Origin of the sequence: Bacillus altaicus, assembly GCF_042136375.2 — a bacterium.
Taxonomy (GTDB): Bacteria; Bacillota; Bacilli; order Bacillales; family Bacillaceae_G; genus Bacillus_A; species Bacillus_A cereus_U.
In genome coordinates this window covers 235,645-258,355 of record NZ_JBHHFZ020000002.1, presented here as the reverse complement: position 1 = coordinate 258,355, position 22,711 = coordinate 235,645, and the positions used below count along the sequence as shown (strand labels likewise).

The following is a 22,711-nucleotide window of genomic DNA, read 5'->3' as shown; positions in this document are numbered from 1 at the left end:
TCCATGAGATGGAAAAAATTCTCCGTTTTGTTCGTGTCCATCTACGGTGGAACTGAGTTTCGCACATAGTAAAGAACTCCACGATTTGCGCTATGCGCGATACCGTGGAGTTCAGAAGGTTAAAGCACAAGTTTTGATGACGGCCATCATACAAAACTTAAAAAAGTGGACCAAACTTCGCTCACTTAAGTAAGTTGGTTTGCACCTAACACACCAAATTATAGAAGAAACTACTTTATAAAACAAATAGAAATCAAAAAATGCCAAAAAAATTCGGCATTTTCTTTGACATAATCTTTTTTCAACAAAGTGAAATCACTACTAGGAAAATTACTAGTAGTGATTTCATACTTTATTAGTATTTAGCGTATGTAGTAATCTTTACAGGATCAGAAATAAATGTTGTTCCAGCCGTGGAGTTAACCATTTTAACTCTGTAATATTGTGGTATTGATAATGATGGTTTTGAAACTCCTAATGACATAGAACAACCTACAAAATATTGTGGGTTTCTTGTACGTGGATAAATCACATTTTCCCATGTTCCATCTGCTTGTTGTACTTGCCAAACTACTTTACCAGATCTAAAACTTGAGTCAACAGGTATTTTTAGATAAATAGAATTTGTATTTACATTTTCATATACTGTTGGTGTTTTGTGAACATAATTTTCTGTTTCTGCAGCAAAAGTAACAGTTGAACCTACACCCATTGCTAAACTTAATGCTAAAATTGTTGAATGAATTAACTTTTTCATACTATCACCTTTTTTCTGATATATTTAGTTTTATAGATGTAATTATATCATACTTAAAGGGAATGTTAACTAATGTTTTTTCCGTTATCAGCAGAACTTTTTTCTGTTTTGAAAATTTAGTATGTGAGATAATTTTCATGTAGATGAGTTCCCACATCTTATTATGTGCGTATATAGTTCCATACATCATTTCATTCACGAGGAGAGTTTAATGAAAGAATTCATCTTAGTTTCCTTATTTTTATTTCTTCATACAGCTTCATATAATCAGTTATCAAAGGGCATCATAATTTTAGAAGCGAAAGATTCACTTTTCAATTCATTCCCATCAGAAAACGATACCGCTTCCACATTCTTTTGAATTCCCAGATGGCCCACCCTTGTTTTCTTAATAACAATATTAAAATGCTTTCAATAGTAAAAATAGTTTTTGTAAGTTTTGTAACTACTTTTGTAATTTTAAAAAATATAAGCGACTTATAATAAGTCACTTATACGTAAAAACCTATTATATTTTGGTCAATACATCTCAATTTACTCACAGGTCTTCCCACATGTTGATACACCAATTCATTCTCTAATACTCCGATTTCAGTCAAAAACATTACATACTTTCGAATAGAAACTCTCGAAACCCCTACTAATTGCGCCATTTCATCAGTTGTAAATGCTTGTCCATTAAGCGATTCGATTTTCTGCCAAATTAGTTGCAACGTTTGCTTTGTTAATCCTTTCGGAAGTTCTTTAGTATCAAGGGACTCTCTTTTTTCTTTTTGTAAAATTTGTGAATCTAGTTCCGATTGACTAATTTTTTGTTGTTCTTTCATGAAAGTAAGTTTTTCTCGATATACAGTTATAGCCTCTTTAAATCGTTCAAATGTAAATGGTTTAATTAAATAATCTACTACGCCATATTGTAATGCTTTTTTAATACTTCCCATATCATGTACAGCTGAAATCATCATAATATCAATTTCTTTCTCTTGATTGCGAATATACATTAAAAGCTCAAATCCAGTCTCTTCAGGCATAAAAATATCAAGTAATACTAAATCTACTCGTGATCTCTCTAATACTTCTATCGCCTCTTTTACTGATTTAGCTGCATGAATAAGTTCAAACCCTCCCACTTGCTCTAAGTAATGCGTATTTAACATCGCTACCATCGGATCATCTTCTACAATTAAAACTTTAATCATCTTTATCTCTCATCCCTACTATTAGGTATTTCAATTGTTATCGTTGTTCCCTCTCCTACCAATGAGTGAATATGAATTTCCCCATTTATTCGCTGTATGCTTTCCTTTACAAGATGCAAACCATATCCCCGATTATCACCCTTTGTGGAATAACCTTTTATAAATAATGCATCTATTTCATTTTCTTGTATGCCTTTCCCTGTATCTTGTACTGTAATGATTAATGTATCCCCATATTGTATTCCAACTTCAACCTTCTTCTTCTCACAATTCATCACTGCGTCTAATGCATTATTAATCAAATTTCCGACAATCGTAATCAGTTCATGAATGATCCTCTCATCATATATGTCTGGTAAGTCCGAACCTTCACTTATAATTAACTTTATATTTCTCTCTCTAGCATAACTAAGCTTACCTAGTAAAAAACCAGCAAATACCGGACTTTTAATTCTTTTCATAACCCCACCAATTTCATATTGATGCTCTGACACCATACTACTTACATATTTCTGCAATTCTTCATACTGTTTCATATGTGTAAGTCCTAATACAACATGCATTTTATTCATAAATTCATGGGACTGTGCACGTAATGCTTCCGCATATAGCCTGATACCGGTTAGTTCCTCTGCCAATTTTTTAATCTCTGTTTTATCACGAAATGTTGCAATCACGCCAACTATTTCTCCTTTTACGTATAAAGGAACACGGTTTGTAACAATCGTAATTCCAAGAATATTTTGTTCTTCGTTTAATTGTACCTCTCCTGTTTGCAACACTTCTTTTATACGTGAATTCGGCGTATACAATTCAACATCTTTACCGATAAAATCTTCTGTAAGTCCAATTTTCTTAAGTATTCGTTTTGCCTCATTATTAATTAAAGTTACTCTCGCCTCTGTATCTACAGCAACAATACCTTCTTTTACAGATTGTAGCATCGTATTTCTTTCTTCTAAAAATTTCGCTATCCTATGTGGCTCAAGACCAAATAAAACTTTCTTTATATGTCTAGCTAGCAATATCGCTCCTATAATTCCAACTAATATTCCAACACCAACACCGATATAAATGATATGTCTACTTTCTTTCACTCTCTCTTTCACATTATCAGCTGAAATGCCAACAGCGACCGCACCAAGTTGCTCACCTGTGTCAGCAAAAATAGGTACGAATACTCGCATAGAACTCCCTAAAGTTCCTTCTGCTAACGATACGCGTTCCTTTCCTTTCAATACAGTTCCTTCATCCCCTCCAACGAAATGATGACCTATTTTTTGAGGGTTTGGATGAGATTTTCGTATTCCATCCATATCCATAACTACAATAAATTGAACATCTGTACTCTTTAATAGCTTATTGGTATATACCTGAATTAAGGAGGTATCTACCTTCCCCGTCAACCCATCAATTACAATAGAATCATTCGCCACAATACGTGCAATCGTTTTTGCCTTCTCTGCTTGGCTATCTTTCGTTGCCCGTTCAACATTATGGCTAATTAAAATGTCTGTTACGAGTAAAGAAAAAATTACTACTGTACACACTAATAATGTAATTGTTTTCCATAAATCCAATAGTTTTTTCCTTTTTTTCATCTCTCTAGCAACCAATCGTTTTAGCAATTACTATTTCTTGTTTCTTATTTGGGTAGATACGAAATTTATATGCTTTATTTACTAACATAAGTTGCACCTCGATTTGTTATAGGATATCTACAGTATACAAAAAAACGTAGGCTTACGCCTATTGGCATTCATCTCCCACCTACCGTTGGGCTAACGCCCTTCACACGCTTGAGGAAAGAGTATTCTGTCAGGAAACGATAAAGTACAAACTAATTTTCCGCCTCATCGTTTGCCTTCTTTCCATTTATATCCTTTCCCTCGTACCGTAAGGAGAAACTGAGGCTCAGAAGGACTAGGTTCGATTTTCTGACGAAGACGACTGATATTCACATCTATTACTTTTGTGTTACCTACACAACTTATACCCCATATTTTATTTAAGAGTTCATCACGTGAAATTGGTTTTATGGAATTTTCCATTAAATATCGTAAAATAATATGCTCTGTTGGAGTTAAATCAATTACTATCTCATCCCTATATAATTCTCCTTGCAGAAGATTTAATTGAAATGGTCCCGAATGAATCCATTTCATATCCATTTTATTTTCTTTTACTCTTCTTAGCAATGATTGTACACGTGCTACTAATTCAATTATACTAAATGGTTTTTTAATATAATCATCTGCTCCAATTGTCAAACCGTGTACCTGATCTTTCTCTTGAACACGTTCCGTTAATATAATAATACCAATCTTTTCATTGTTTTTTCGTATTCTTTTGCATACCCGAAAACCATCTATTCCTGGTAACATAACATCAAGTATTACAATATCAACATTATGATTTTCTAAAAGTTCAAGAGCTTTTTCACCTGTATCGGTTTCTAAAACATTGAAACCAGCACGCTTCATATTTAATGTAATAAAATTACGAATTGTTATCTCATCTTCTAATACTAAAATTGTTGTCATACTCACCGCTCCTTTACTCTTGTTGATAATCGGCTATGGGTTTGATATAAGATTTAAGCTTCTGGTAGTTTGATTTTTTTGAAATTGCATATACATGAGCTCTTGTTTTCCATATGTATCAACTCCTAGGAGTCACTATATATGTCCATCAACTTAAGAACCTAGTAAAAAACGTCATCCTTTCTATTTAGCTTTTTAGAAAGAATAACGTGGGGATAATAAAGATTCTTAAGTTGGTGGACATGAGGCGGTATCCCTAGTTTATCAGTTTATATTAAGTAAGTGATAGGACTTTTTCGTCTTTAATCTCATTCTCCCGCCAATCGCAACCCTTTCACAACTGCTTTAGTGGATTTCTCCCCTCACCATGTACTTGCCGAATCATATCTCCAAATTGATCTACTTTTGTATCATCGGACATATGAGGAATAATCAAAACGTATTTATATTTTTTCTTTTCAAGCTTGTATAAAGCAACGTTTCTGATTATCCAAAATGCAATCCCGATAAATAGTAGGAGAAGACCCACATGTACAATCCTTTTTATAATTGACTCTATCTGAAGCAACCTGTTTATAACTTCTTGTCTTGCAATCCAAACAAATAGAATACCGGCCAGTAAGAGAAAGAATCGCCAATGTTTTTTTACTAATTTCAACGTGGCTTTCTCCAGTTCTTTTTCAAACTTATTAGATGCCACAGCCTCACTTCCTTTGCATCAACTATGAAGAATTACTCGCTCCTTTTTAATGTTTTTTAGATGTTTTTCTAGTTCTGAAGGCTCTAATTCATAGAGTTGTCTTCTTCCATCCTTGTAAAATCCGTAATCGATCAGCTGATTAATGATACGCTGTTTTTTCTTTCTACATGATAAGTATGTTGTTTTAGCTTTTTTTGGTCTTTTGCATGCTTGCAAGAAATCAATTCTTGTGTTGCCATTTCTACAAACTGAATATCAGACTCTACAAGGTAACGAATATATGCCGTTTTCGCCTTCATATATTCATCTTCATTTTTCCATCTGTGATGGCTGCCGTCACAAAGTACAAAAAAGGAAATGTTTCTCAACTGACTTACCAATTTACTCGTTTGACCCTTCAGATTAAATATTTCTTTCGCTTTTTTATGTGCCTGTAATACTTTGTCTTTCGAAGATCTGCCTACAAGCAAATAATGTGGAATGATTAAACTCACTTTGTTAGCTCACCTCTCTATTACTCTCATACACAATCCAGAAAGGATAAGAACAAAGAGCATGCGTCGATTCTTTACACGCTAACATGATTTGAAAAGCATGATAAGACGGATGATCCTTTTCCAAATGGATAGTGATATATTCTAAAAAACCGTCCTTCTTCTCCCTTTGTACAACAAACGCCTTCAAATCGGATAAATAAGCCTGTTTTTTATACTTATCCTTAATATAAAGGATTGCTCCACTTAAAAATGATTGTGTAGTTCTCACCCACGTTAATCCAGCACCTTCATGAAGCACTTGTTTTGGCATTCCCATTGTGAGTTCCTGTGCCTGATTTTTCGTTTGAATATCAGTAATTCGATTCGAAACAATCATTTCTTTCATCATTTCGTAGTTATGTAGTTTTCATATAACTAAATACAATATAACTAACCAAAATGGCATTCCCATTGTGAGTTCCTGTGCCTGATTTTTCGTTTGAATATCAGTAATTCGATTCGAAACAATCATTTCTTTCATCATTTCGTAGTTATGTAGTTTTCATATAACTAAATACAATATAACTAACCAAAATGGCATTACCATTAGGAATCCATTTCTGATCCCTTTTGCAATAGCCAATGGATCATCATTACAGTATGGCATTTCCTTTTCTTCAACCCGCTGCAACATCTTTTTTTGGCGTGAAAGGCTCATATTGAATCTCCTTCCCTCTCAATCTGTTTTCATTTTCCATAACAAACTACCACCAAAACAGCCTATACAATAAATCATAATAAATTTTATGCAAATTTCTATAATTGCATCCATCATTCCCCATTATCCTCTCCCAAAGCCTGTAATACACAAGCTATGATCAGCAAAGAAAGAATTAATAATAAACTCCCTATATCTCGGCATTTCCCAAACACCTACATCCTCTCCTCACAATTAATATTTATTTCAGAAAAACCCCACGGTAAGAAAAGTCAGACAAGAAAAGAGCCAGATTTTACCCCGTTAAGAGTAAATCGGCTCTTTAATATTCAAAGGACGTAAGGAATGTAAACTTGTTGAATGTAATCCCTCAAACTTTTATTCTCCTAAGAAATTGATATCTTCCCAACCTAAAGGCAAATATCGTACGCTAGGGAATTTTTCATTTAAGAAACTTGGTTTTTCCGTACGTTAAGAAGGTTCCATAAGCGGTATTTGATGTTTAGTATGATACTTTATTTTTGGTAATGAGTTTTGGAACTGATTTTAAACGTACTTCAGTCCATTTTGATATCTTTTTTTCTTAGCGTGGGGGGGGTCCAAAACTGGCTGTACCCCTTTATCGATTATTCGTAAACTACAAAAGGAGCTTAACTCCTTAATTTCACCAATTACTTAATAATTAAAGATACAATTCCTAAAATTATACACAGTATCCCACCTAAAAATTGCCCGTGTCCAGACGCCTCCCCTAAAATTAAGAGATTGAAAATGTTTTTTCTTGTTTGCGTTTTCCCTACAAATGCATCATCTTTTTTCATTTTATATATACCCCATAATACTAAGACTACTCCAAAAAGTATAAATAATAGTTTTATCATCATAATATATTTACCTCTATTCATTAGTTGTATTTTGCTATATTGTTTGATACTTTCTCTTCAATTTTATTTGCATACTACAATTAGTCATCTTCTTCAATTATAAAAACTCCTTCAATCGATAACTTAAAAACCACAGATATTATATAGGCTAATAAAATAGATGGATTATATTTTTGTTTTTCTAACGAAATAATCGTTCTTGAAGATACAAATACTTTATCAGCTAACTCTTGTTGTGTTATTCCATATTTTAAACGTAACTCTTTTATTCTATTTTTCATAGAAATCTTCTAATTAAAGAAAACTATTATAATATTTTTTAGCTAATGTATTCGTAATTAGACAGCATATCATAATAAGAAATAGCCCAGTATTAATCGGAATTATAATCCATTTCGAAAGAAACATCATAAGAATAATCATAACCATAAGAATACTTATGGTAAAATGTGCAGCTTTTCCATCTATTAAATCAACCCTTTCATCATATTCCTTTGATAGCTCTCTTTCTAACTGTTTACCATTAGTTTTATGTTTAGTTTGAGAAACTAAAGCAAAAATTAAAAACAATACTCCCGTAATTATCTTTAAATTCCCCAAATAAAACCCTTCAGTAAGCTCAGCTGCAGTATGATCATAAATTATTTCAAAAAAGCCCATTGCAATAATTGCAAACGAACATAAATAAAGCTCTTTCAAGCTATTTTTCAAACAAATCCCTCCTAACACAGCCATATATTCAAAGTTTATTTAAAAGTATATTTTACTAAAAATCTTCTTTTTTACATCCTTCATTAGTTAGTGAATAGTACATAATATCCTCGAATGATATTAATACAATCTCCATCCAATATCAATTCTTTTTTTATAACTTTTATAAAAAAAGAATTGATATTGGATTTTTAATGACATTTCTCGACATAATATTTACTTTTAACAATTATCATTTTATAATAATTACAAGTTAATAGACATACTACATAATGTGTAATAATTACTTAGTTGAACATATAGTTATCAAAAAAGGGATTTTTAAATAATCCTACAGATGATGAACGAATGCTCATTACGGATTAACATCCGGAAATATAAGGAAATTAAAACTCTAGAAAAGATGTGTGATTAGTATGCTCAAGTTTAGGAGATTACTAATTGGTTGGTGAAGTGTAGGGAATACACCAGATTCATGGATTTGATCAGATATACAAGACTTGACGAGAGGTTTATATATAAAGTGGGTTATGACTCTTTTGTTTATTGTCCAATTGGATTTATTGCAGAGTATTTTAGACTGGTTATGCTAAATACACAAGATATATTTATGGATTGTTTTGCGGACCCTATCTCAAAAAAATAAAAAAAACGATTTTAAATTATTGACAAGTAATAAAACTAAATATATATTAAATGATAATATTTCCAATTAAATAATTATTATTGAATACAAATAGGAGGTTTCCCTTTATGAATCCGAATAATCGCTTAACAACAAATCAAGGCTCTCCTGTAGGAGATAACCAAAATTCTCGTACAGCTGGTCAACGTGGACCAGTATTATTAGAAGATTATCATTTAATAGAAAAGCTTGCTCATTTTGATCGTGAACGTATTCCAGAGCGTGTTGTACATGCACGTGGTGCAGGTGCTCATGGTATGTTCGTAACAAAAAACAGTATGAAGCAATATACGAAAGCAGCGTTTTTACAAAATGAAGGAACTGAAACACCTGTATTCGTTCGTTTCTCAACGGTTATTCATGGTCAAGGTTCTCCAGAAACAGCTCGTGATCCACGCGGGTTCGCTGTTAAATTTTATACAGAAGAAGGAAACTACGATATCGTAGGTAACCATTTACCTGTTTTCTTCATTCGTGATGCAATTAAATTCCCTGACATGGTGCATTCTTTAAAGCCAGCACCTGATACAAATGTTCAAACACCAGATCGTTACTGGGATTTCATGACGCTAACTCCAGAATCTACACATATGCTGACATGGGTATTTTCTGATTATGGTACACCGGCAAACTATCGTGAAATGGAAGGTTTCGGCGTACATTCATTTAAATGGATTAATGCGGAAGGGAAAATTGTTTACATTAAATATCATTGGAAACCACAGCAAGATGTCCGCAATTTAAGTGCAAAAGAAGTGGAAGAAGTGCAAGGTAAAGATTTCAACCATGCGACTCGTGATTTATTCGAAGCGATTGAAAAAGGAAACTATCCAAAATGGGATCTATACGTACAGGTTATGCAATTAGATGAAATGGATTCTTTAGAGTTCGATCCACTAGATCCAACAAAAGTATGGTCAGAAGATCTCTTCCCATTAATTGAAGTAGGGACAATGACTTTAAATCGCAACCCACAAAACTTCTTTGCGGAAGTAGAGCAAGCGGCATTTACGCCAAATGCAACTGTACCTGGTGTTGAACCATCTGAAGATAAACTATTACAAGGTCGTTTATTCTCTTACCCAGATACACAGCGTTACCGTCTTGGTGCAAACTATTTACAAATTCCTGTAAACTGCCCATACGCCGCTGTTCGTAATCAACAACTTGATGGTGCAATGCAAATCAATCAAAACCAATCAACAATTAACTACGAGCCAAGCCGTCATGTTGAAAACCCGGTTGAAGATTCAGCTTACCGTGATTCGAATATGAAACTTGAAGGCTACGTATCTCGTGAAAAAATTGATAAAACAAACGACTTCCAGCAAGCTGGTGAGCGTTACCGTTCATTCTCTAAAGAGGAACAAGATAATTTAATCGCAAACTTAACAAGCGATTTAAAAGATGTGAATGAGCAAACGAAATTACTTGCAATTTGCAATTTCTTCCGCGCAGACCGCGAGTATGGTATGCGCCTAGCGGAAGCATTAAATGTTGATATTTCAGCGTATGTAGGAAATTCTACAAAATAATAACATTCTTAATTTTATTTTATTCTCAAATTTAACTTGCAATATGTGTTTACTAATACAATATATGAGAAAAGAAGTTGTCTCTAAAAATTTGTTGAAAAACGATTTTTTTAGAGCCAACTTCTTTTTTAAGCTTCCTCCAACAATAGGTAGGAATATTAATACTTCATTTTTTATTTGTTTGACGGATCTGTCCATTCACTTTTTTATGATTTTTCATAGACACGCCTCCTATTGATATCAAAACAAGAATATAGAACTATCGTTACATATCCAATTCAAAAGAAGGAAAGAATCCCTTGGTGAAGATATTTGATTTGTTTATTAATAAATGCGGTACGTGGAATTATTATATGTCACGATGAAAATACCCCCATCTGAGAACTGCCTAAGGATATTTCATATTCGAGTTAGAGCTATTGTAACTGCAACAGAACCAAATTAATGATATTTCCAGCAATATTACCTTTGTTAGGATTAGTAATTTTTGGGAGGGTATATCTAGAAGACCTTAAAGAGATTGCGAAAGTGATGTATTCAAGTTTTGGTATATGATTGATTAACTTTATAGAAAAGGAGCTATAGAACACTTTTTTGACAGTTTCCCTAACGAATGGGGCTTATTAGTTGATACAGAAGAAGAGAAAACAGAATATATAGAGAGTTATTACGAAGGTATTGTGATTATGGAGAACGGACAAAAGGCGAAAGTGGAAATATTCTAGGCCAATGATGTTGAGGATGACGATGATCCGTGGGTATGTAAGCGTACGAAGTTTTATCATAAGAGTTCTATTTTCTTTATAGAGAAAAGAAATGAGATAGAATGATAGATTTAATGAAAAGAGCCCTAAAGAGATAGGGGCTCTTTAGGGCTCGCCTAATCGGATAAATTGATTAGGAGGAATATAAATATTTTAACATATAGATGACTCATCTGAAGGTAACAAAAAAATAACAAATGAGAATGTATATGGCAATGAAGATTTTCACTGTAAAAAACGGATCAAAAACAGAAATTTGCATCAGAGAGTTAATTGAAGAAGGTGTGGCAAGATTACCCTTGTTTGAAAAGAAAATGGAGATTTTAGATTTTTCTTTAGACTTTTAAATCATAGAAAATCCAAGGAAAAAAAGTTATATACTCATGATTTCTGGCTATACAAACCGACTGCAACCAATCGTTTTAGCAATTACTATTTCTTGTTTCTTATTTGGATAGATACGAAATTTATATGCTTTATTTACTAACATAGGTTGCACCTCGCTTTGTTATAGGATATCTACAGTATACAAAAAAACGTAGGCTTACGCCTACTGGCATTCATCTCCCACCTACCGTTGGGCTAACGCCTTTCACACGCCTGAGGAAGGAGTATTCTGTCAGGAAACGATAAATCCAATAAAATTCAATAAGTATAGAAAAAAAGCTTATCTTTTAGCACTTAATGATAAGCTTTTTTATTGTTTTCTCCATCTCTTTTTCGTTTTAGGGGGTATTTTGTTTTGATAGCTTGATAGCGATGTGGTGCTACCCCTGTATAGTCTTATCAGAGTAGTGACGCTGCTCGTTTAGGAAAAAAAAATACTTTTCAAAATCATTTGAAGTAAGTGAAGGCCATATATTACGCGTAGAAAGTTTATTGTACTTTTGCAACCAATTGCCAAAGTCCTCAATGTCATAGACATATCTTTTTATTGTGGAAGGTTTTCTCCCTTTATTTAATAAGAAGGAAGAAAATGATTGTACTGTTGTATTGAGACTCCCACGGCTAAAGCCGCAAGCCCTACACCTAACGGTGTGACGGGTGGGATTCTTGAATGACTAAACGTTCGCAGTCCATTTCTGTTTTGAGCAGCCTTCAAGATGAGGGTATCTCATTGCCCCTCCTAAGACAGTGCATATAGCATCTTAGGCTGATTGACTATTACCATCAATCACAGGTGCATATCGAATATTCATAGCACCGACTAAATCACGATGTTTTTCAAATCCGCACTTACACTTGTATTTTCTGTCTTGTGCCTTGTTCTTTTTAGAACAGTTTGGACATGTTTGACTTGTGTATGCAGGATTTACATACTCAACTTTAATACCTTCTAAATTCGCTTTGTATTCAATGAATTGAGATAGACGATAAAATGACCAAGAATAGGTTTCTTTAATACTGGCATTATTTTATATTTTGCCTTCTTTACTTTTTGAAACACACTCTTAGCGTCTTTGATAGCTTGATTTTTCACTGCACTTGGAAGGTTTACAGGAACATCTTTTGTAGTCTTTTTAGTTGTTTTCTTTTCGGCAACCATTTCAGATACAAGTGCGTTGATTGTAGAGATATATTCTTTTCCCATAGCATTTAAGATGGAGGCCTGTTCTTTTGTAGGAAGTAGCTTGATTTTTACTGTTACAGTTTGGTACATTTTTCTTCACCTAAGTCCTTAAGAAATCTGGCTCTTTTAAGACTTTTGTATTCGTCTAAAGTTATATCTCTCACAATTGACCACGAACCAAGCCACATCATTTCTCTGATATAACCATTCGGAATTTTAATTTGGGAAGTATCACAAGTATTTCTCCCACACAGAACAAACAAGGCTTTATTGTAGTCATCTTTATATTCTCTGTTGAATTTATGGTCTTTCATAAATTGTTCAAATCCGCAATTACTACATTTAATTTGCACCTTTCTCAGCCCCTTGTCTTTTGTTGTTCCACATATCGTTTAATAGTCGCACTCGATACATTTCCTGCGGTAGATACAAAATAGCTACGTGTCCATAAACTCGGCAAATGTTTAAGGTGAGGAAATTCCTCTCTCAATTTTTTTGAAGTCACTCCTTTGATTTTTGCCATAATATCAGCAGGACTAAATGTTGGGAGTGTGTTTAAAAACATATGTGTATGGTCTTTGTCACACTCTAAAGCGACAATGACAATTTCTAATTCGTCGCATATTTCTTGTACCAACTCTTTAAAGCGCTCTTCTACATCTGTACGAAGGAATATTTCCCTCCTATATCGAGGTCAAAACACAAAATGATAGTTAACTAAGGATACGGTTGTATTTGTTCTTCTATATTCATTCCTATATCAAATGTATCGGTTTGTATAACAAACTGCAACAGGAAAGTATACAAAAATGAGAAAACACTTTAAGTATACAACCTCACTATCATCCTACCCCTAAAGGGGGTGCTATCGCACCGTGGTGGGCTTTCCCGTTCGGAAAATCTGTAAATTCTGTTGGAAACATAATGGTATCATCCTATTTTTTTCTTCTAGTATATCAAATTCATAAAAGCTCCTGAAGATATTAAAAGGACGCTTTGAATAAGATAATATTATTATGTAAACTATATTCCGGTTTATTATGAATCTAAATACGCTTTACATATCCAATTTTTAGAATCCTTTTTAATATCTTTGTCTAATTGTATATCCACTTTTAATACAATGCCATTTTCTATCACCATTTCACCTTTATAATTGTTTTTATGCGCTTTTTCCTCTTCCATTCTCTTATCTCTTAACATGCCCCATCTTCCTGGAAAACAATTTATAAAACTCTTTAGTACAGTTTCAAGAGTATGATTTCTTCCATAAATCCTTTTTATAGCCCAATTTTTTTGAGAGTTAATCGGGACTGGTACCTGTTTTACTTCCCATGTACCTTGAGAATGAATATATGTTTCAATTTCTTTGAAACTATTAAATAGTTTATTTGAATATACCTGACCATTCATCCCTACTAGAGCGAATTTACAATGTTTATTATCTAAGGGGATTTCTGAAACTATATACTCTTTTTTTGAATTAATACTGTACCAATCTTCAACAATTGAACCTACTTCTAGATTTGATTTCATTATTTTCCCTCCATAAATACATTTAAGTTGATAAGAGGTACCGCAAACATTTCGGGAATTTTCTTAACGTCCAAAATTCTAAAACGTTAGCGGTACCTGTATAGTCAGTACTGAACAAGTTTTTCATAATAAATATCTAGTTCTTTTTTTCTCATAGGATTTAGTTTTAGATTTATAGAAACGTTTTCCAGCTATAATCATGTTCATAAAGTGTGTAAACAATTCAATGTTCAGTTAATCTATGATTTTTTTCTTTCTGAGCATGTATTTACCTTTTAAAAATGCTGTCATCTTAAGGTCTTGTAGCCCTTAGCGTATAATTTTCCCAGAATGATATAGTGACCCCAACTATACCAATTTTATCTTTCCCTTTCATGTTCAAAATCCCCCGCCTCCCGAACAATTGTGCTAACAAGAAGGGTTACTAATTTTCACTTGCAATTAAAAGTTTCTAATCTAATAATATTTTGACAACAGAATTAATAGTTTTGTTCTGAGCACTATAGTAAACCTCTAATCCTTTTCTATCATTCATAATTAATTTTTGAGATTTCATCTTCGATAAATGCTGCGAAACAGTAGATTGTGGGACACCAAGAATATCTACAATTTGATTTACACTACATGCCCCTCTTGTAATTAATTCTTTCAAAATTTTAATTCGTATTGGATGAGCTAAGATTTTTAAAACCTCTGCGTTTTTTTCATAATTCAACAAACTAAACATCTCCTTGTGAACTGATATATTTTTATAATATTAATAATTTGGTAAATGAAATTTTAAGATTCTACCTTTGCAGAATTTATGTTGCAGCATCTTTTCGATTTAATTTGTGTTTTGATTCGTCACCATAACCAGGTATGCTCCAGACGCCCTTATTCTCTTTTTTGCTTGCATTTCTACTTCCTTTAATTCATCTAAAAATGTTGTATTTGGCTTTTTCACATAAGAAATAATTCCAAGACCTTTTTTAATGATTTCTTCTTGGACTAGCTCTCCGTCACAAATTATGTAACCCAAGTACCGTCCAAAATGATCCTTTTTATCACCTTTATCGAATACAATTTCAACATTTTTTCCTTCTAATAATGATTTAGCGAAGTTTGAGGCTTCCCTACCATATGCTTGTACTGGGTAGTTTGGCTTCACCGACTCAGCGTTGTCTAGTAGGATAGCTCTGACCTTTATTTGACTTTCCCTTTCACACTTTCTAATCCATTCGTTACTATCTTCTTTTGATAATCTGATGATGGTATAGGGCTTAATAACGTTTTCTTTAGATTTAGAAGAGTTTTCAACCTTATTCTTTACCATTTGATCTTGCGTGCTTTCAACGCTACTAGGGGCACGGCAAGAATTCGTTCTTTTTTGAGCCACTCGCAAAAAATTCAAGGCGAATCCAATCATTTTGTTGAGTTTGCTTTGAGAAGTCAGCTCATTTTTTCGTTTTGGGGTTGATCTGTTTTCTTAAGTTGATGGCGATGGGATCGAGCCCCTTCATGCACTTTACAAACAAAAACGAAGTCTTTCGCAAGACCCCGTTTTTGTTTGCTTACCAGGAATTACAACCGTTAATAGGGATTGCTTAAACCCTATTAACGGTTGTATCGACTTTTTTAAACTTTGCAACAGAGCCCTTGGATTTCAGTCTTTCCAAACCGCGTCGACAACGTTTTCTGGTATTGAAACTATGCATATAATCAAGAAGAGACAAACTCTTCAAGGGGAGAAGTCTGTTCGAAATCAGATACAATTTATCAATACGCTCTTCGGTCTCATTGCATAACAGTGGATTTTTAACGAAATCTGTCGCTCTCTTTTCAAATTTGATTATATTTGCTACTGAATCTTACCTCTTATCCCATGAGACTTCAGATGCTGTCTTTTCCAAAGTACATTCTAATGCCTCTAAGTTTGTAATTCCATATTTTCTATTTAGCGCTTGCAATATTAACCAGTTTGCCACATGAATATTACTACTTAAAAATGGCCCATGTAAATACGTACCTATCAGATTTTTATACAGAAGGCCTTCCTTTTTTTCTGTTACATTATTTCCATATCCCTGTAGGACTTGGCCGAGACATTCAAAAGAATGGAATGTTTGGCCACTATGGTTTTCAAAACCCGTTATTTTTCCGAATTTTTCAGATTGTACTCTTACATTCCCTACTAATCGATTCATTGAGCCTGTGTTCTTACATGATGTATAAAATGGTAATACTCCTAGGCCTTGTATGATATCACTGTTTGCAGTTTCATAATAATCCCCTAGTAGTTGATATCCTCCACAAATACAAAGTGCTGCTAAACCATCCTCTATTCCTGCTTTCAATTCTTTTCGGATTGAAAGCAATTGTTCTTGAACTATTTGTTGTTCACTGTCACTCCCTCCCCCAATAAAGATTAGATCAGCCTGAGATACAGGATAATCTTTTACTTGATCCACATAATGAATATCTGCTTCTATTCCTCTCCATTCTAATTGCTTTTGTAGAATGGTTACATTCCCACGATCGCCATATAAATTAAGAGTATTGGGAAAGTAATGATAGATAATCAATTTTTTCATAGTACCTCCAGATGTTTAAAACGTAATCGGGACTTATTATAAATTCTAAGGGAAGTACCCAATTTATATCGTTATTTTTAGTGTCAACTCTCTATTCTGTGTATTTACAATCTATATACGCTCAATTAAGTTATTAAACTAAACGTATATAGATACCATCTTATTTATGAAGGGGACAGCGTTCCTTTCGTGCTTAAAAATTGCCGGGCAGTATTTAAGCCTGTGTAATTACTAATTACGGATGTTTCATTCCCTGCCTCAATGCTATTCTCTATGGCAGCAGAAATATTTGGGATAACTTTTATCCTATTCACAGAAACCCCCGCATATTTTAAACGCACTGCAAGGTCATAGGCACGTGTTCCTGCACAAATTATATGGTTTACATTGGAGTTTGCTAATAGTTCATAATCTACATCCCAAATCCAAGAGATATCTTTCCCATCAGCAAGCAAGTCATTTAAAATAAAAACATATTGTGTTATGTCTTTATTTTGTATGCAATAATCTACCGTACAGTTCATCCCTTGTGGATTTTTAGCTAAGTTTAGATGGTATATATTTTGCGCAATGAGAAACTGTTGCATACGTCCATTGCTAGGGTGATATTCTCTTAATCCTTTGTGAATTTGTTCATAACTAAAACCTAAAAATTCTCCAATTTTTATAGCCGTTAGCATATTATATGCATTGTATTCACCCTTCAAATTGGAAGTATAGGATTGATTTTGTACAGTAATCGTTAGGTTGTTTTGTGATTGAATTGAAGTAACCTCCAAATCTAATACGGGACTACTCATGGAGCATGAACAATAATATTTACCAAGGTGTCCATAGTGAGTGTATATATATTTCAATAGACGGCCACAACAACAATAGACGGAATCTCTAATATTACTTTTATGAAAATCCCCTACATTTTTCTTTAAACCAAAATACATGGTTTTATTCTTTTCTTTAGTAAAATGTCTACTATATGGATCATCACCATTTAATAGCAAGTAAGCATCTCTAGAATGAATAGCGGTTTGTACTTTTGAAATCAGCGTGTTGATTTCTCCATAACGATCCAGCTGATCTCGAAAGATATTTGTTACAACGATCAATTGAGGCTGTATTTGTTTCAAAACTTCAGTCATTGTCAATTCATCGACTTCGAGAACTGCTATTTTCACCCCTTGTATTTTCCCTCGTATATTACATTTTTTCATAAAAGCAGAAGTAATTCCCTCTAATAAGTTAGATCCTTCTGTATTACTAATATATTCACTTTTATTGGACTTAAAAATGGAAGAAACTAAATTACAAGTTGTTGTTTTTCCATTTGTACCAGTAACCAAAACCACAGTTTCCACCTGTGCTGCTAATTTTTGTAATGCATTCTTATATAAATAATTTGTAATTTTCCCTGGAATGTTAGATCCATTAAAACCAAATTTTTTACTACTATATCCTGCTAACTTTCCAACTATCAATCCTATATAAAATAACACTATTAATCTCCGTCCTTACTTGTCTCCTTCTAATTATTAAAAAGACATTATCAAATTATTAAAAATATTCTATCAAATTTTCAGTGTTATAAGTTTCTTTTATATCACAAGTGAACCAAAGTTCCTGTTCTCTAGTAGAGCAGTTCCTATATCATATAATCTTGGGTTCTGGTGCAAAAACTTCAAACTAAACGAAAATGGTCTATCAAAAAAGAACAAGTTGATTTACAGAGTCAGTCTGTCCAAAATCAGAACATCTTCATCAAGAAAATACTCGCGCTAACTGTTTAACAGGAGATTCCATTAGGAACCTCCTATCCTTTTTTACAATGTATTATAGTTCTCGCACCAGAACCTTTCATTCTACTTCCGAAATACAAATCTAATCATTAATATTTGTCTATTGTGGCCCCGAGAGAAGCAGATTTAATAAATTCTTTATTTTGATATTGCTTTAATTCATCAGGAGTACCAGTTACTACTGCTCCAACAATCTTCACCTTTTCTGGGTTTAATGTAGGATTATCCTTTTTTAATTTTGTTAATATTTCTTTTGCTTTATCAGCATATTCTCCATAAAACTCCGGGGATTTTAATGTATCTATAAAAAATTCAGGAGATTGCCAGTCATTTTGTGAATTATACGGATAACCATATATGTTTCCACGATTAAAAGATCCTACTTCTTCTTTAAGGTCTTGCTGATTGATACTATGTATCTCTTCATCTGATTCTGTGTCTATCCAAAGCCATTCTGTATTTTGTTTATCTAAAAGTTTTTGAACCTCACTAATTGAATAAGGGCGATCAAAAGATAGTGCATATTCAACATATTTATTTGATCCTATGTCATCAAGTAAATTCAAATCATTAGGAACTTGCTTATATTGAACTTTCGGATGATAAAAAATAAGCTCTCTTTGTCCATTCTGACTGTTATAAATTTCCCAGCCTTTTCTTTTTTCGTTATAATGATTTATCCAATTAGAAGGTCCTGTTTCTGAACGAATAAGATTATAATGTCCTGTTGACGATTCCCAAGGTATGATACGCTCTCCTATTTTTTTCGAATACGTGTGAGTTGCGTCAACGGAAAAAGAATTCCAATTATAAAATGATGCATTTTGCTCAATATTAGGTTCAGTAATAGATAACCATACTCCTGTAGCATTATCTTCCTTTGTCAGACGCTCAGATAACCAATAATTGTTCCCTATAGTCAGTCCACTATATAATGCAATTAGTACACTTCCCGTAATAACTACATTTTTTATAATCGCTTTTCTTCTACCTTTATGCATTGTTTTTTCGAATTCCTTATCATCTAAAAAAAGTTCAGATTGATTCTCATCATTCTTTATGTTCATTTTGTTCCCTCCTATATATATCAATAAAAAGTTGTTTAGCTCTAAATACCGTTGTTTTAACAGTTCCAGTAGTAACTTCAAATAAAATGGATATATCTTCATACCGTAATCCTACTACATATTTTAGAATTAAAAATTCTCTATACCTTTTAGGAAGCAAATCTAATGTTTTTTGTATTTCACCACTCTGCTCTTCTTGTAATAGACAATCCTCAGGTAAATCAGGTTCAAGATTTTCTAAGATACATAATTCAATTAAAAACTTATCTTTTCTTTTTTCCCTTCTCAAAATATCATAACTTCTGTTTATAGCTACTCTAAACAGCCAACTTTTCACTTTTTCAGGTGGAATAGCTTCTAAGTTTTGAATATATTTTAAAGCTGTTTCTTGTACAATATCTTCTGCATCCTCTCTAGATATTCCAAGTTTTAATAAATAGTTAAAAATAAAAGCTAGGTACTGCTTTAATCGTTTTTGAAAAACATCATCTCGCATCTTTTCCCTCCTACTATATTTATAACGATTAACTCTCAATTTGGTTGACAGGTTAATCAAATTTTTTTACATAATTTTAACGAATTCCCCGAAAGAATTCTCCTTCCTCAAGCGTGTGAAGGGCGTAGCCCAACGGTAGGTGGGAGATGAATTTCGGTTTGGCATAGCCAAAAACTTTTGATAAACTAGCTATATGAAGTTCTTTGATAACTTGATATATGAGGTTGCAGGAAGAAAATAGAGTGCGAAAACCAAGCCATTCGGTTCCTGCGTAAAATATCAACCGTACCAAAAGAGCGTCCAAGCGTTGGACATCTAGGGATGGAACACCCCGAAGTAACGCTCAGGGAGACGAAAGGTTGCTTTCATCGTGGAACTGAGAAGCTCCCACTTCAAGCTTTGCTAAGTGGCGAGTAGTTCACTTGTTAATTAAAACGCGAAAAGCTCCCTTATATCTTTGAACCGAACCCCGAATAGTGAACGCTTAAAAAAGTGGTTCTGGTACAAAAACTTTGAAGTATATGAAAATGGTCTATCAAACTTTGACATACTGATAGTACTACTCTATAAAATGTGTGTGATTAGTATGGAAAAGGAGAATATATTTAAGTGGAAACATTATCAACCAGACATCATCTTGTTAACTGTACGTTGGTACCTACGGTACAACTTAAACTTTCGTGATTTGGTAGAGATGATGGAGGAACGAGGGTTATCCCTGGCTCATACAACTATTATGCGATGGGTACATCAATATGGGCCGGAGTTTGATAAACGAATTCGACATCATCTCAAACAAACGAATAACTCATGGAGAGTGGACGAAACATATATAAAAGTAAAAGGACAATGGATGTATTTATATCGTGCCGTTGATTCTGAAGGAAACACGATTGACTTTTATTTGAGTAAATCTAGAAATCATAAGGCTGCAAAGCGATTCTTCAAGAAAGCTTTGCGGTCTTTTCACATCTCAAAACCTCGTATCATCACGGTTGATAAGAACCCTGCTTATCCAATCGCTATCGAACAGTTGAAGAAAGAAAAAAGGATACCAATAGGCACCAAAATCCGAAGGATAAAATATTTAAATAACATAGTAGAACAAGATCATCGTTTTATTAAAAAACGTATACGCTCTATGTTGGGATTTAAATCATACAAAACATCAGCCTCTATATTGAGTGGTGTAGAAGCGATGCATATGGTCAAAAAAGAATAAATTGATTTACGGGATCAGTCTGTCCAAAATCAGAATGTTTTTATCAACCAACTGTTTGGATTAACTGCTTAACAGGTGATTTCGTTAAGAATCCTTGATTCTTTTTTATTTATCATCTTTTTGCACCAGAACCTCTATGCACCTAATTTCGTTTTCAAAGAATATTTGGCCATAAAAAACTGCACCTCCAATTAGGTTCTACTTTTCTATCTATTTACACACGTACAGCTGTACCGCTTATCGCAACCATTAACATTCCGTCGCGAACCACTTCGTAGTCTACATCGATACCAACAATTGCATTTGCTCCTTTTTGCGTTGCAAGTTGTTTCATTTCTTCCATCGCAATGTCACGAGCTTCTTTTAATTTACTTTCATAAGCACCAGAACGGCCACCTACTACGTCACGAACAGAAGCGAAGATGTCGCGTACGATATTTGCACCCATAATCGCTTCACCGTTTACGATGTCTATATACTCAATAATTTCTTTACCCTGAATAGTATTAGTTGTTGTTACAATCATTACTAGCACTCTCCCATAATATCTAAAATTTTATTATTTCTTATACTTTTATTATCATATTGAAATAGTAAATGAACTATCTAATTACCTTACATAAAGATTTCACTTTTGTAAGATTTCATAAGTAGGGTCACTATATGATTTCGGGAAGAATCATCTTTATAAAAAATAGATTTTTTTGGATGATTAATAACCTTTGTGTCCATGACTGTCAAATGTATAGGTTTTTCCGTCAATTTTAACCTTGGTATCTGTATAAATTGAACCATCCTGTTTAGCACAATACGTAAAGTATTCGTAATAAGGGAAATGATACCCACCACCAACTGAGAACCATCCTATCTTAGCTGCTCCAGAAGTATCCGAATAGTGTAGACCATGGTGATCTTCCTTACATGCTAATCGTACGATAGAACCATCATTATTAAAGTAGTAGTACTTCCCATCAATATTGGATCCATTTGTATTGATTAATCCTCTATTCAATTCGAAATAATATGTCTTTCTCTCAACTTCATGCCAACCTGTCTAGAGAACTCTATCAGATCCTGCATAATACTGATTGCTATCTCGGTTCACCCAACTGTTCTTTATTACATTTCCAGAAGAATCTTTTGCAATTTCTGTTTCTCATTTTCTTTAACTGGATACCACTCTCTTAACCAGTTATGAATTTCATTGTTTCTTTTTCCAGTGAAGTGAATTTCGGATTCAAAACTTCTATCAGTACCAAATTGGTGAGTATTTTGATTACCAACCAAACTTACTCCATTCTTGTTTTTCAAATGGAACTGAACATTATTGTAAAAAGATTTTTGATCAATCTGGACAAGTTCAAACACTTCATCATCACCAATTGAATCGGAAGATTGAAGTGCATTTTCTTCTTTCCCTGAAAGATATTTTGAACCTGCCCATTTTTTTCTATTTATTAAACTGAATTTAACGTTCCGAAG

24 protein-coding genes and 9 pseudogenes are annotated in these 22,711 nt (G+C 33.4%); 6 read left to right on the top strand and 27 right to left on the bottom strand.

The features are described 5' to 3' along the window. Window positions 1-43: 43 nt before the first annotated feature. A pseudogene (locus tag ACE38F_RS27555) lies at window positions 44-193 on the top strand (transposase); the annotation flags it as partial. Between the two features lie 162 nt (window positions 194-355). Here the strand turns inward: ACE38F_RS27555 and ACE38F_RS27550 are convergent. After that, window positions 356-757, bottom strand: a complete 402-nt coding sequence (locus tag ACE38F_RS27550; RefSeq protein WP_375371007.1) for a hypothetical protein — start codon at window positions 755-757, stop codon at window positions 356-358. A gap of 211 nt (window positions 758-968) precedes the next feature. Between ACE38F_RS27550 and ACE38F_RS27545 the strand changes: the two genes are divergently transcribed. Next, the gene (locus ACE38F_RS27545; protein WP_375371044.1) at window positions 969-1,118 is read left to right on the top strand and encodes a hypothetical protein; all 150 of its coding nucleotides are present in this window, start codon (window positions 969-971) and stop codon (window positions 1,116-1,118) included. 130 nt (window positions 1,119-1,248) lie between these two features. On the opposite strand, the gene ACE38F_RS27540 is transcribed toward ACE38F_RS27545, so the two are convergent. From ACE38F_RS27540 to ACE38F_RS27485, 12 genes and pseudogenes are all read right to left on the bottom strand, one after another. Continuing rightward, a complete protein-coding gene (locus tag ACE38F_RS27540; protein WP_375371008.1) occupies window positions 1,249-1,956 on the bottom strand; it encodes a response regulator in 708 nt (235 codons plus the stop codon). Window positions 1,957-1,958: 2 nt separating this feature from the next. Beyond that, on the bottom strand, window positions 1,959-3,557 hold the full coding sequence (locus tag ACE38F_RS27535; protein ID WP_375371009.1) for a sensor histidine kinase: 1,599 nt from the start codon (window positions 3,555-3,557) through the stop codon (window positions 1,959-1,961). Window positions 3,558-3,564: 7 nt separating this feature from the next. Continuing rightward, window positions 3,565-3,645 (bottom strand): annotated as a pseudogene (locus ACE38F_RS27530) (helix-turn-helix domain-containing protein); the annotation flags it as partial. A 164-nt stretch (window positions 3,646-3,809) separates the two neighbouring features. After that, window positions 3,810-4,499, bottom strand: a complete 690-nt coding sequence (locus ACE38F_RS27525) for a response regulator transcription factor (protein WP_375371010.1) — start codon at window positions 4,497-4,499, stop codon at window positions 3,810-3,812. A gap of 334 nt (window positions 4,500-4,833) precedes the next feature. Beyond that, the gene (locus ACE38F_RS27520; RefSeq protein ID WP_375371011.1) at window positions 4,834-5,199 is read right to left on the bottom strand and encodes a hypothetical protein; all 366 of its coding nucleotides are present in this window, start codon (window positions 5,197-5,199) and stop codon (window positions 4,834-4,836) included. Between the two features lie 18 nt (window positions 5,200-5,217). Then, window positions 5,218-5,415, bottom strand: coding sequence for a Fur-regulated basic protein FbpA (locus ACE38F_RS27515; RefSeq protein WP_375371012.1), 198 nt, complete (start codon window positions 5,413-5,415; stop codon window positions 5,218-5,220). Next, entirely contained in the window at window positions 5,331-5,693 is a 363-nt protein-coding gene (locus tag ACE38F_RS27510; protein ID WP_375371013.1) for a hypothetical protein, read from the bottom strand. The genes ACE38F_RS27515 and ACE38F_RS27510 overlap by 85 nt, the downstream gene beginning before the upstream one ends. 4 nt (window positions 5,694-5,697) lie before the next feature. Then, window positions 5,698-6,072 (bottom strand): hypothetical protein, encoded by a 375-nt coding sequence (locus tag ACE38F_RS27505; RefSeq protein ID WP_375371014.1) that lies wholly within the window; start codon window positions 6,070-6,072, stop codon window positions 5,698-5,700. A gap of 165 nt (window positions 6,073-6,237) precedes the next feature. Beyond that, window positions 6,238-6,393: a hypothetical protein gene (locus tag ACE38F_RS27500; RefSeq protein WP_375371015.1), complete on the bottom strand. Its 156-nt coding sequence runs from the start codon at window positions 6,391-6,393 to the stop codon at window positions 6,238-6,240. Window positions 6,394-7,064: 671 nt separating this feature from the next. After that, the gene (locus ACE38F_RS27495) at window positions 7,065-7,277 is read right to left on the bottom strand and encodes a hypothetical protein (RefSeq protein WP_375371016.1); all 213 of its coding nucleotides are present in this window, start codon (window positions 7,275-7,277) and stop codon (window positions 7,065-7,067) included. 80 nt (window positions 7,278-7,357) lie between these two features. After that, entirely contained in the window at window positions 7,358-7,558 is a 201-nt protein-coding gene (locus ACE38F_RS27490; protein WP_375371017.1) for a helix-turn-helix transcriptional regulator, read from the bottom strand. 13 nt (window positions 7,559-7,571) lie between these two features. Beyond that, the gene (locus ACE38F_RS27485; protein WP_375371018.1) at window positions 7,572-7,988 is read right to left on the bottom strand and encodes a hypothetical protein; all 417 of its coding nucleotides are present in this window, start codon (window positions 7,986-7,988) and stop codon (window positions 7,572-7,574) included. A gap of 452 nt (window positions 7,989-8,440) precedes the next feature. On the opposite strand from ACE38F_RS27485, the pseudogene ACE38F_RS27480 reads away from it, so the two are divergent. From ACE38F_RS27480 to ACE38F_RS27470, 3 genes and pseudogenes are all read left to right on the top strand, one after another. Next, window positions 8,441-8,634 (top strand): annotated as a pseudogene (locus ACE38F_RS27480) (ferrochelatase); the annotation flags it as partial. A 107-nt stretch (window positions 8,635-8,741) separates the two neighbouring features. Next, complete coding sequence (locus ACE38F_RS27475) at window positions 8,742-10,208, top strand: catalase (RefSeq protein ID WP_375371019.1); 1,467 nt, start codon at window positions 8,742-8,744, stop codon at window positions 10,206-10,208. Window positions 10,209-11,181: 973 nt separating this feature from the next. Further along, window positions 11,182-11,319 (top strand): hypothetical protein, encoded by a 138-nt coding sequence (locus tag ACE38F_RS27470; RefSeq protein ID WP_375371020.1) that lies wholly within the window; start codon window positions 11,182-11,184, stop codon window positions 11,317-11,319. Between the two features lie 50 nt (window positions 11,320-11,369). Here ACE38F_RS27470 and ACE38F_RS27465 read toward each other — a convergent pair. The 12 genes and pseudogenes from ACE38F_RS27465 to ACE38F_RS27410 form a co-directional block, all read right to left on the bottom strand. After that, a pseudogene (locus ACE38F_RS27465) lies at window positions 11,370-11,462 on the bottom strand (helix-turn-helix domain-containing protein); the annotation flags it as partial. A gap of 286 nt (window positions 11,463-11,748) precedes the next feature. After that, window positions 11,749-11,964 (bottom strand): annotated as a pseudogene (locus tag ACE38F_RS27460) (phage integrase N-terminal SAM-like domain-containing protein); the annotation flags it as partial. A gap of 156 nt (window positions 11,965-12,120) precedes the next feature. After that, window positions 12,121-12,632, bottom strand: a pseudogene (locus ACE38F_RS27455) (transposase). Then, window positions 12,617-12,895, bottom strand: a complete 279-nt coding sequence (locus tag ACE38F_RS27450) for a hypothetical protein (protein ID WP_223260387.1) — start codon at window positions 12,893-12,895, stop codon at window positions 12,617-12,619. Before ACE38F_RS27450 ends, ACE38F_RS27455 begins: the two are co-directional and overlap by 16 nt. Before the next feature lie 5 nt (window positions 12,896-12,900). Then, window positions 12,901-13,245: pseudogene (gene tnpA / locus ACE38F_RS27445) on the bottom strand (IS200/IS605 family transposase). Between the two features lie 335 nt (window positions 13,246-13,580). Beyond that, window positions 13,581-14,078 carry a hypothetical protein gene (locus tag ACE38F_RS27440; RefSeq protein ID WP_375371021.1) on the bottom strand — a complete coding sequence of 166 codons (498 nt, stop codon included), beginning with the start codon at window positions 14,076-14,078 and terminating at the stop codon, window positions 13,581-13,583. Between the two features lie 451 nt (window positions 14,079-14,529). Continuing rightward, a complete protein-coding gene (locus ACE38F_RS27435) occupies window positions 14,530-14,796 on the bottom strand; it encodes an ArsR/SmtB family transcription factor (RefSeq protein WP_375371022.1) in 267 nt (88 codons plus the stop codon). Window positions 14,797-14,904: 108 nt separating this feature from the next. Next, window positions 14,905-15,486, bottom strand: coding sequence for a thermonuclease family protein (locus tag ACE38F_RS27430; RefSeq protein WP_462782499.1), 582 nt, complete (start codon window positions 15,484-15,486; stop codon window positions 14,905-14,907). 442 nt (window positions 15,487-15,928) lie between these two features. After that, window positions 15,929-16,651 carry a type 1 glutamine amidotransferase gene (locus ACE38F_RS27425; protein ID WP_098475013.1) on the bottom strand — a complete coding sequence of 241 codons (723 nt, stop codon included), beginning with the start codon at window positions 16,649-16,651 and terminating at the stop codon, window positions 15,929-15,931. A 164-nt stretch (window positions 16,652-16,815) separates the two neighbouring features. Beyond that, window positions 16,816-18,144 carry a MurT ligase domain-containing protein gene (locus ACE38F_RS27420; RefSeq protein WP_088077624.1) on the bottom strand — a complete coding sequence of 443 codons (1,329 nt, stop codon included), beginning with the start codon at window positions 18,142-18,144 and terminating at the stop codon, window positions 16,816-16,818. 389 nt (window positions 18,145-18,533) lie between these two features. Beyond that, entirely contained in the window at window positions 18,534-19,511 is a 978-nt protein-coding gene (locus tag ACE38F_RS27415) for an anti sigma factor C-terminal domain-containing protein (RefSeq protein ID WP_375371024.1), read from the bottom strand. Continuing rightward, the gene (locus ACE38F_RS27410; RefSeq protein ID WP_375371025.1) at window positions 19,495-20,007 is read right to left on the bottom strand and encodes an RNA polymerase sigma factor; all 513 of its coding nucleotides are present in this window, start codon (window positions 20,005-20,007) and stop codon (window positions 19,495-19,497) included. The genes ACE38F_RS27415 and ACE38F_RS27410 overlap by 17 nt, the downstream gene beginning before the upstream one ends. A gap of 586 nt (window positions 20,008-20,593) precedes the next feature. Here ACE38F_RS27410 and ACE38F_RS27405 point away from each other — a divergent pair. Beyond that, window positions 20,594-21,301, top strand: a pseudogene (locus tag ACE38F_RS27405) (IS6 family transposase). 142 nt (window positions 21,302-21,443) lie between these two features. Here the strand turns inward: ACE38F_RS27405 and ACE38F_RS27400 are convergent. Further along, window positions 21,444-21,755, bottom strand: coding sequence for a heavy metal-binding domain-containing protein (locus ACE38F_RS27400; protein WP_000637485.1), 312 nt, complete (start codon window positions 21,753-21,755; stop codon window positions 21,444-21,446). Between the two features lie 186 nt (window positions 21,756-21,941). Beyond that, a pseudogene (locus tag ACE38F_RS27395) lies at window positions 21,942-22,666 on the bottom strand (cell wall-binding protein); the annotation flags it as partial. Between the last annotated feature and the right edge of the window lie 45 nt (window positions 22,667-22,711).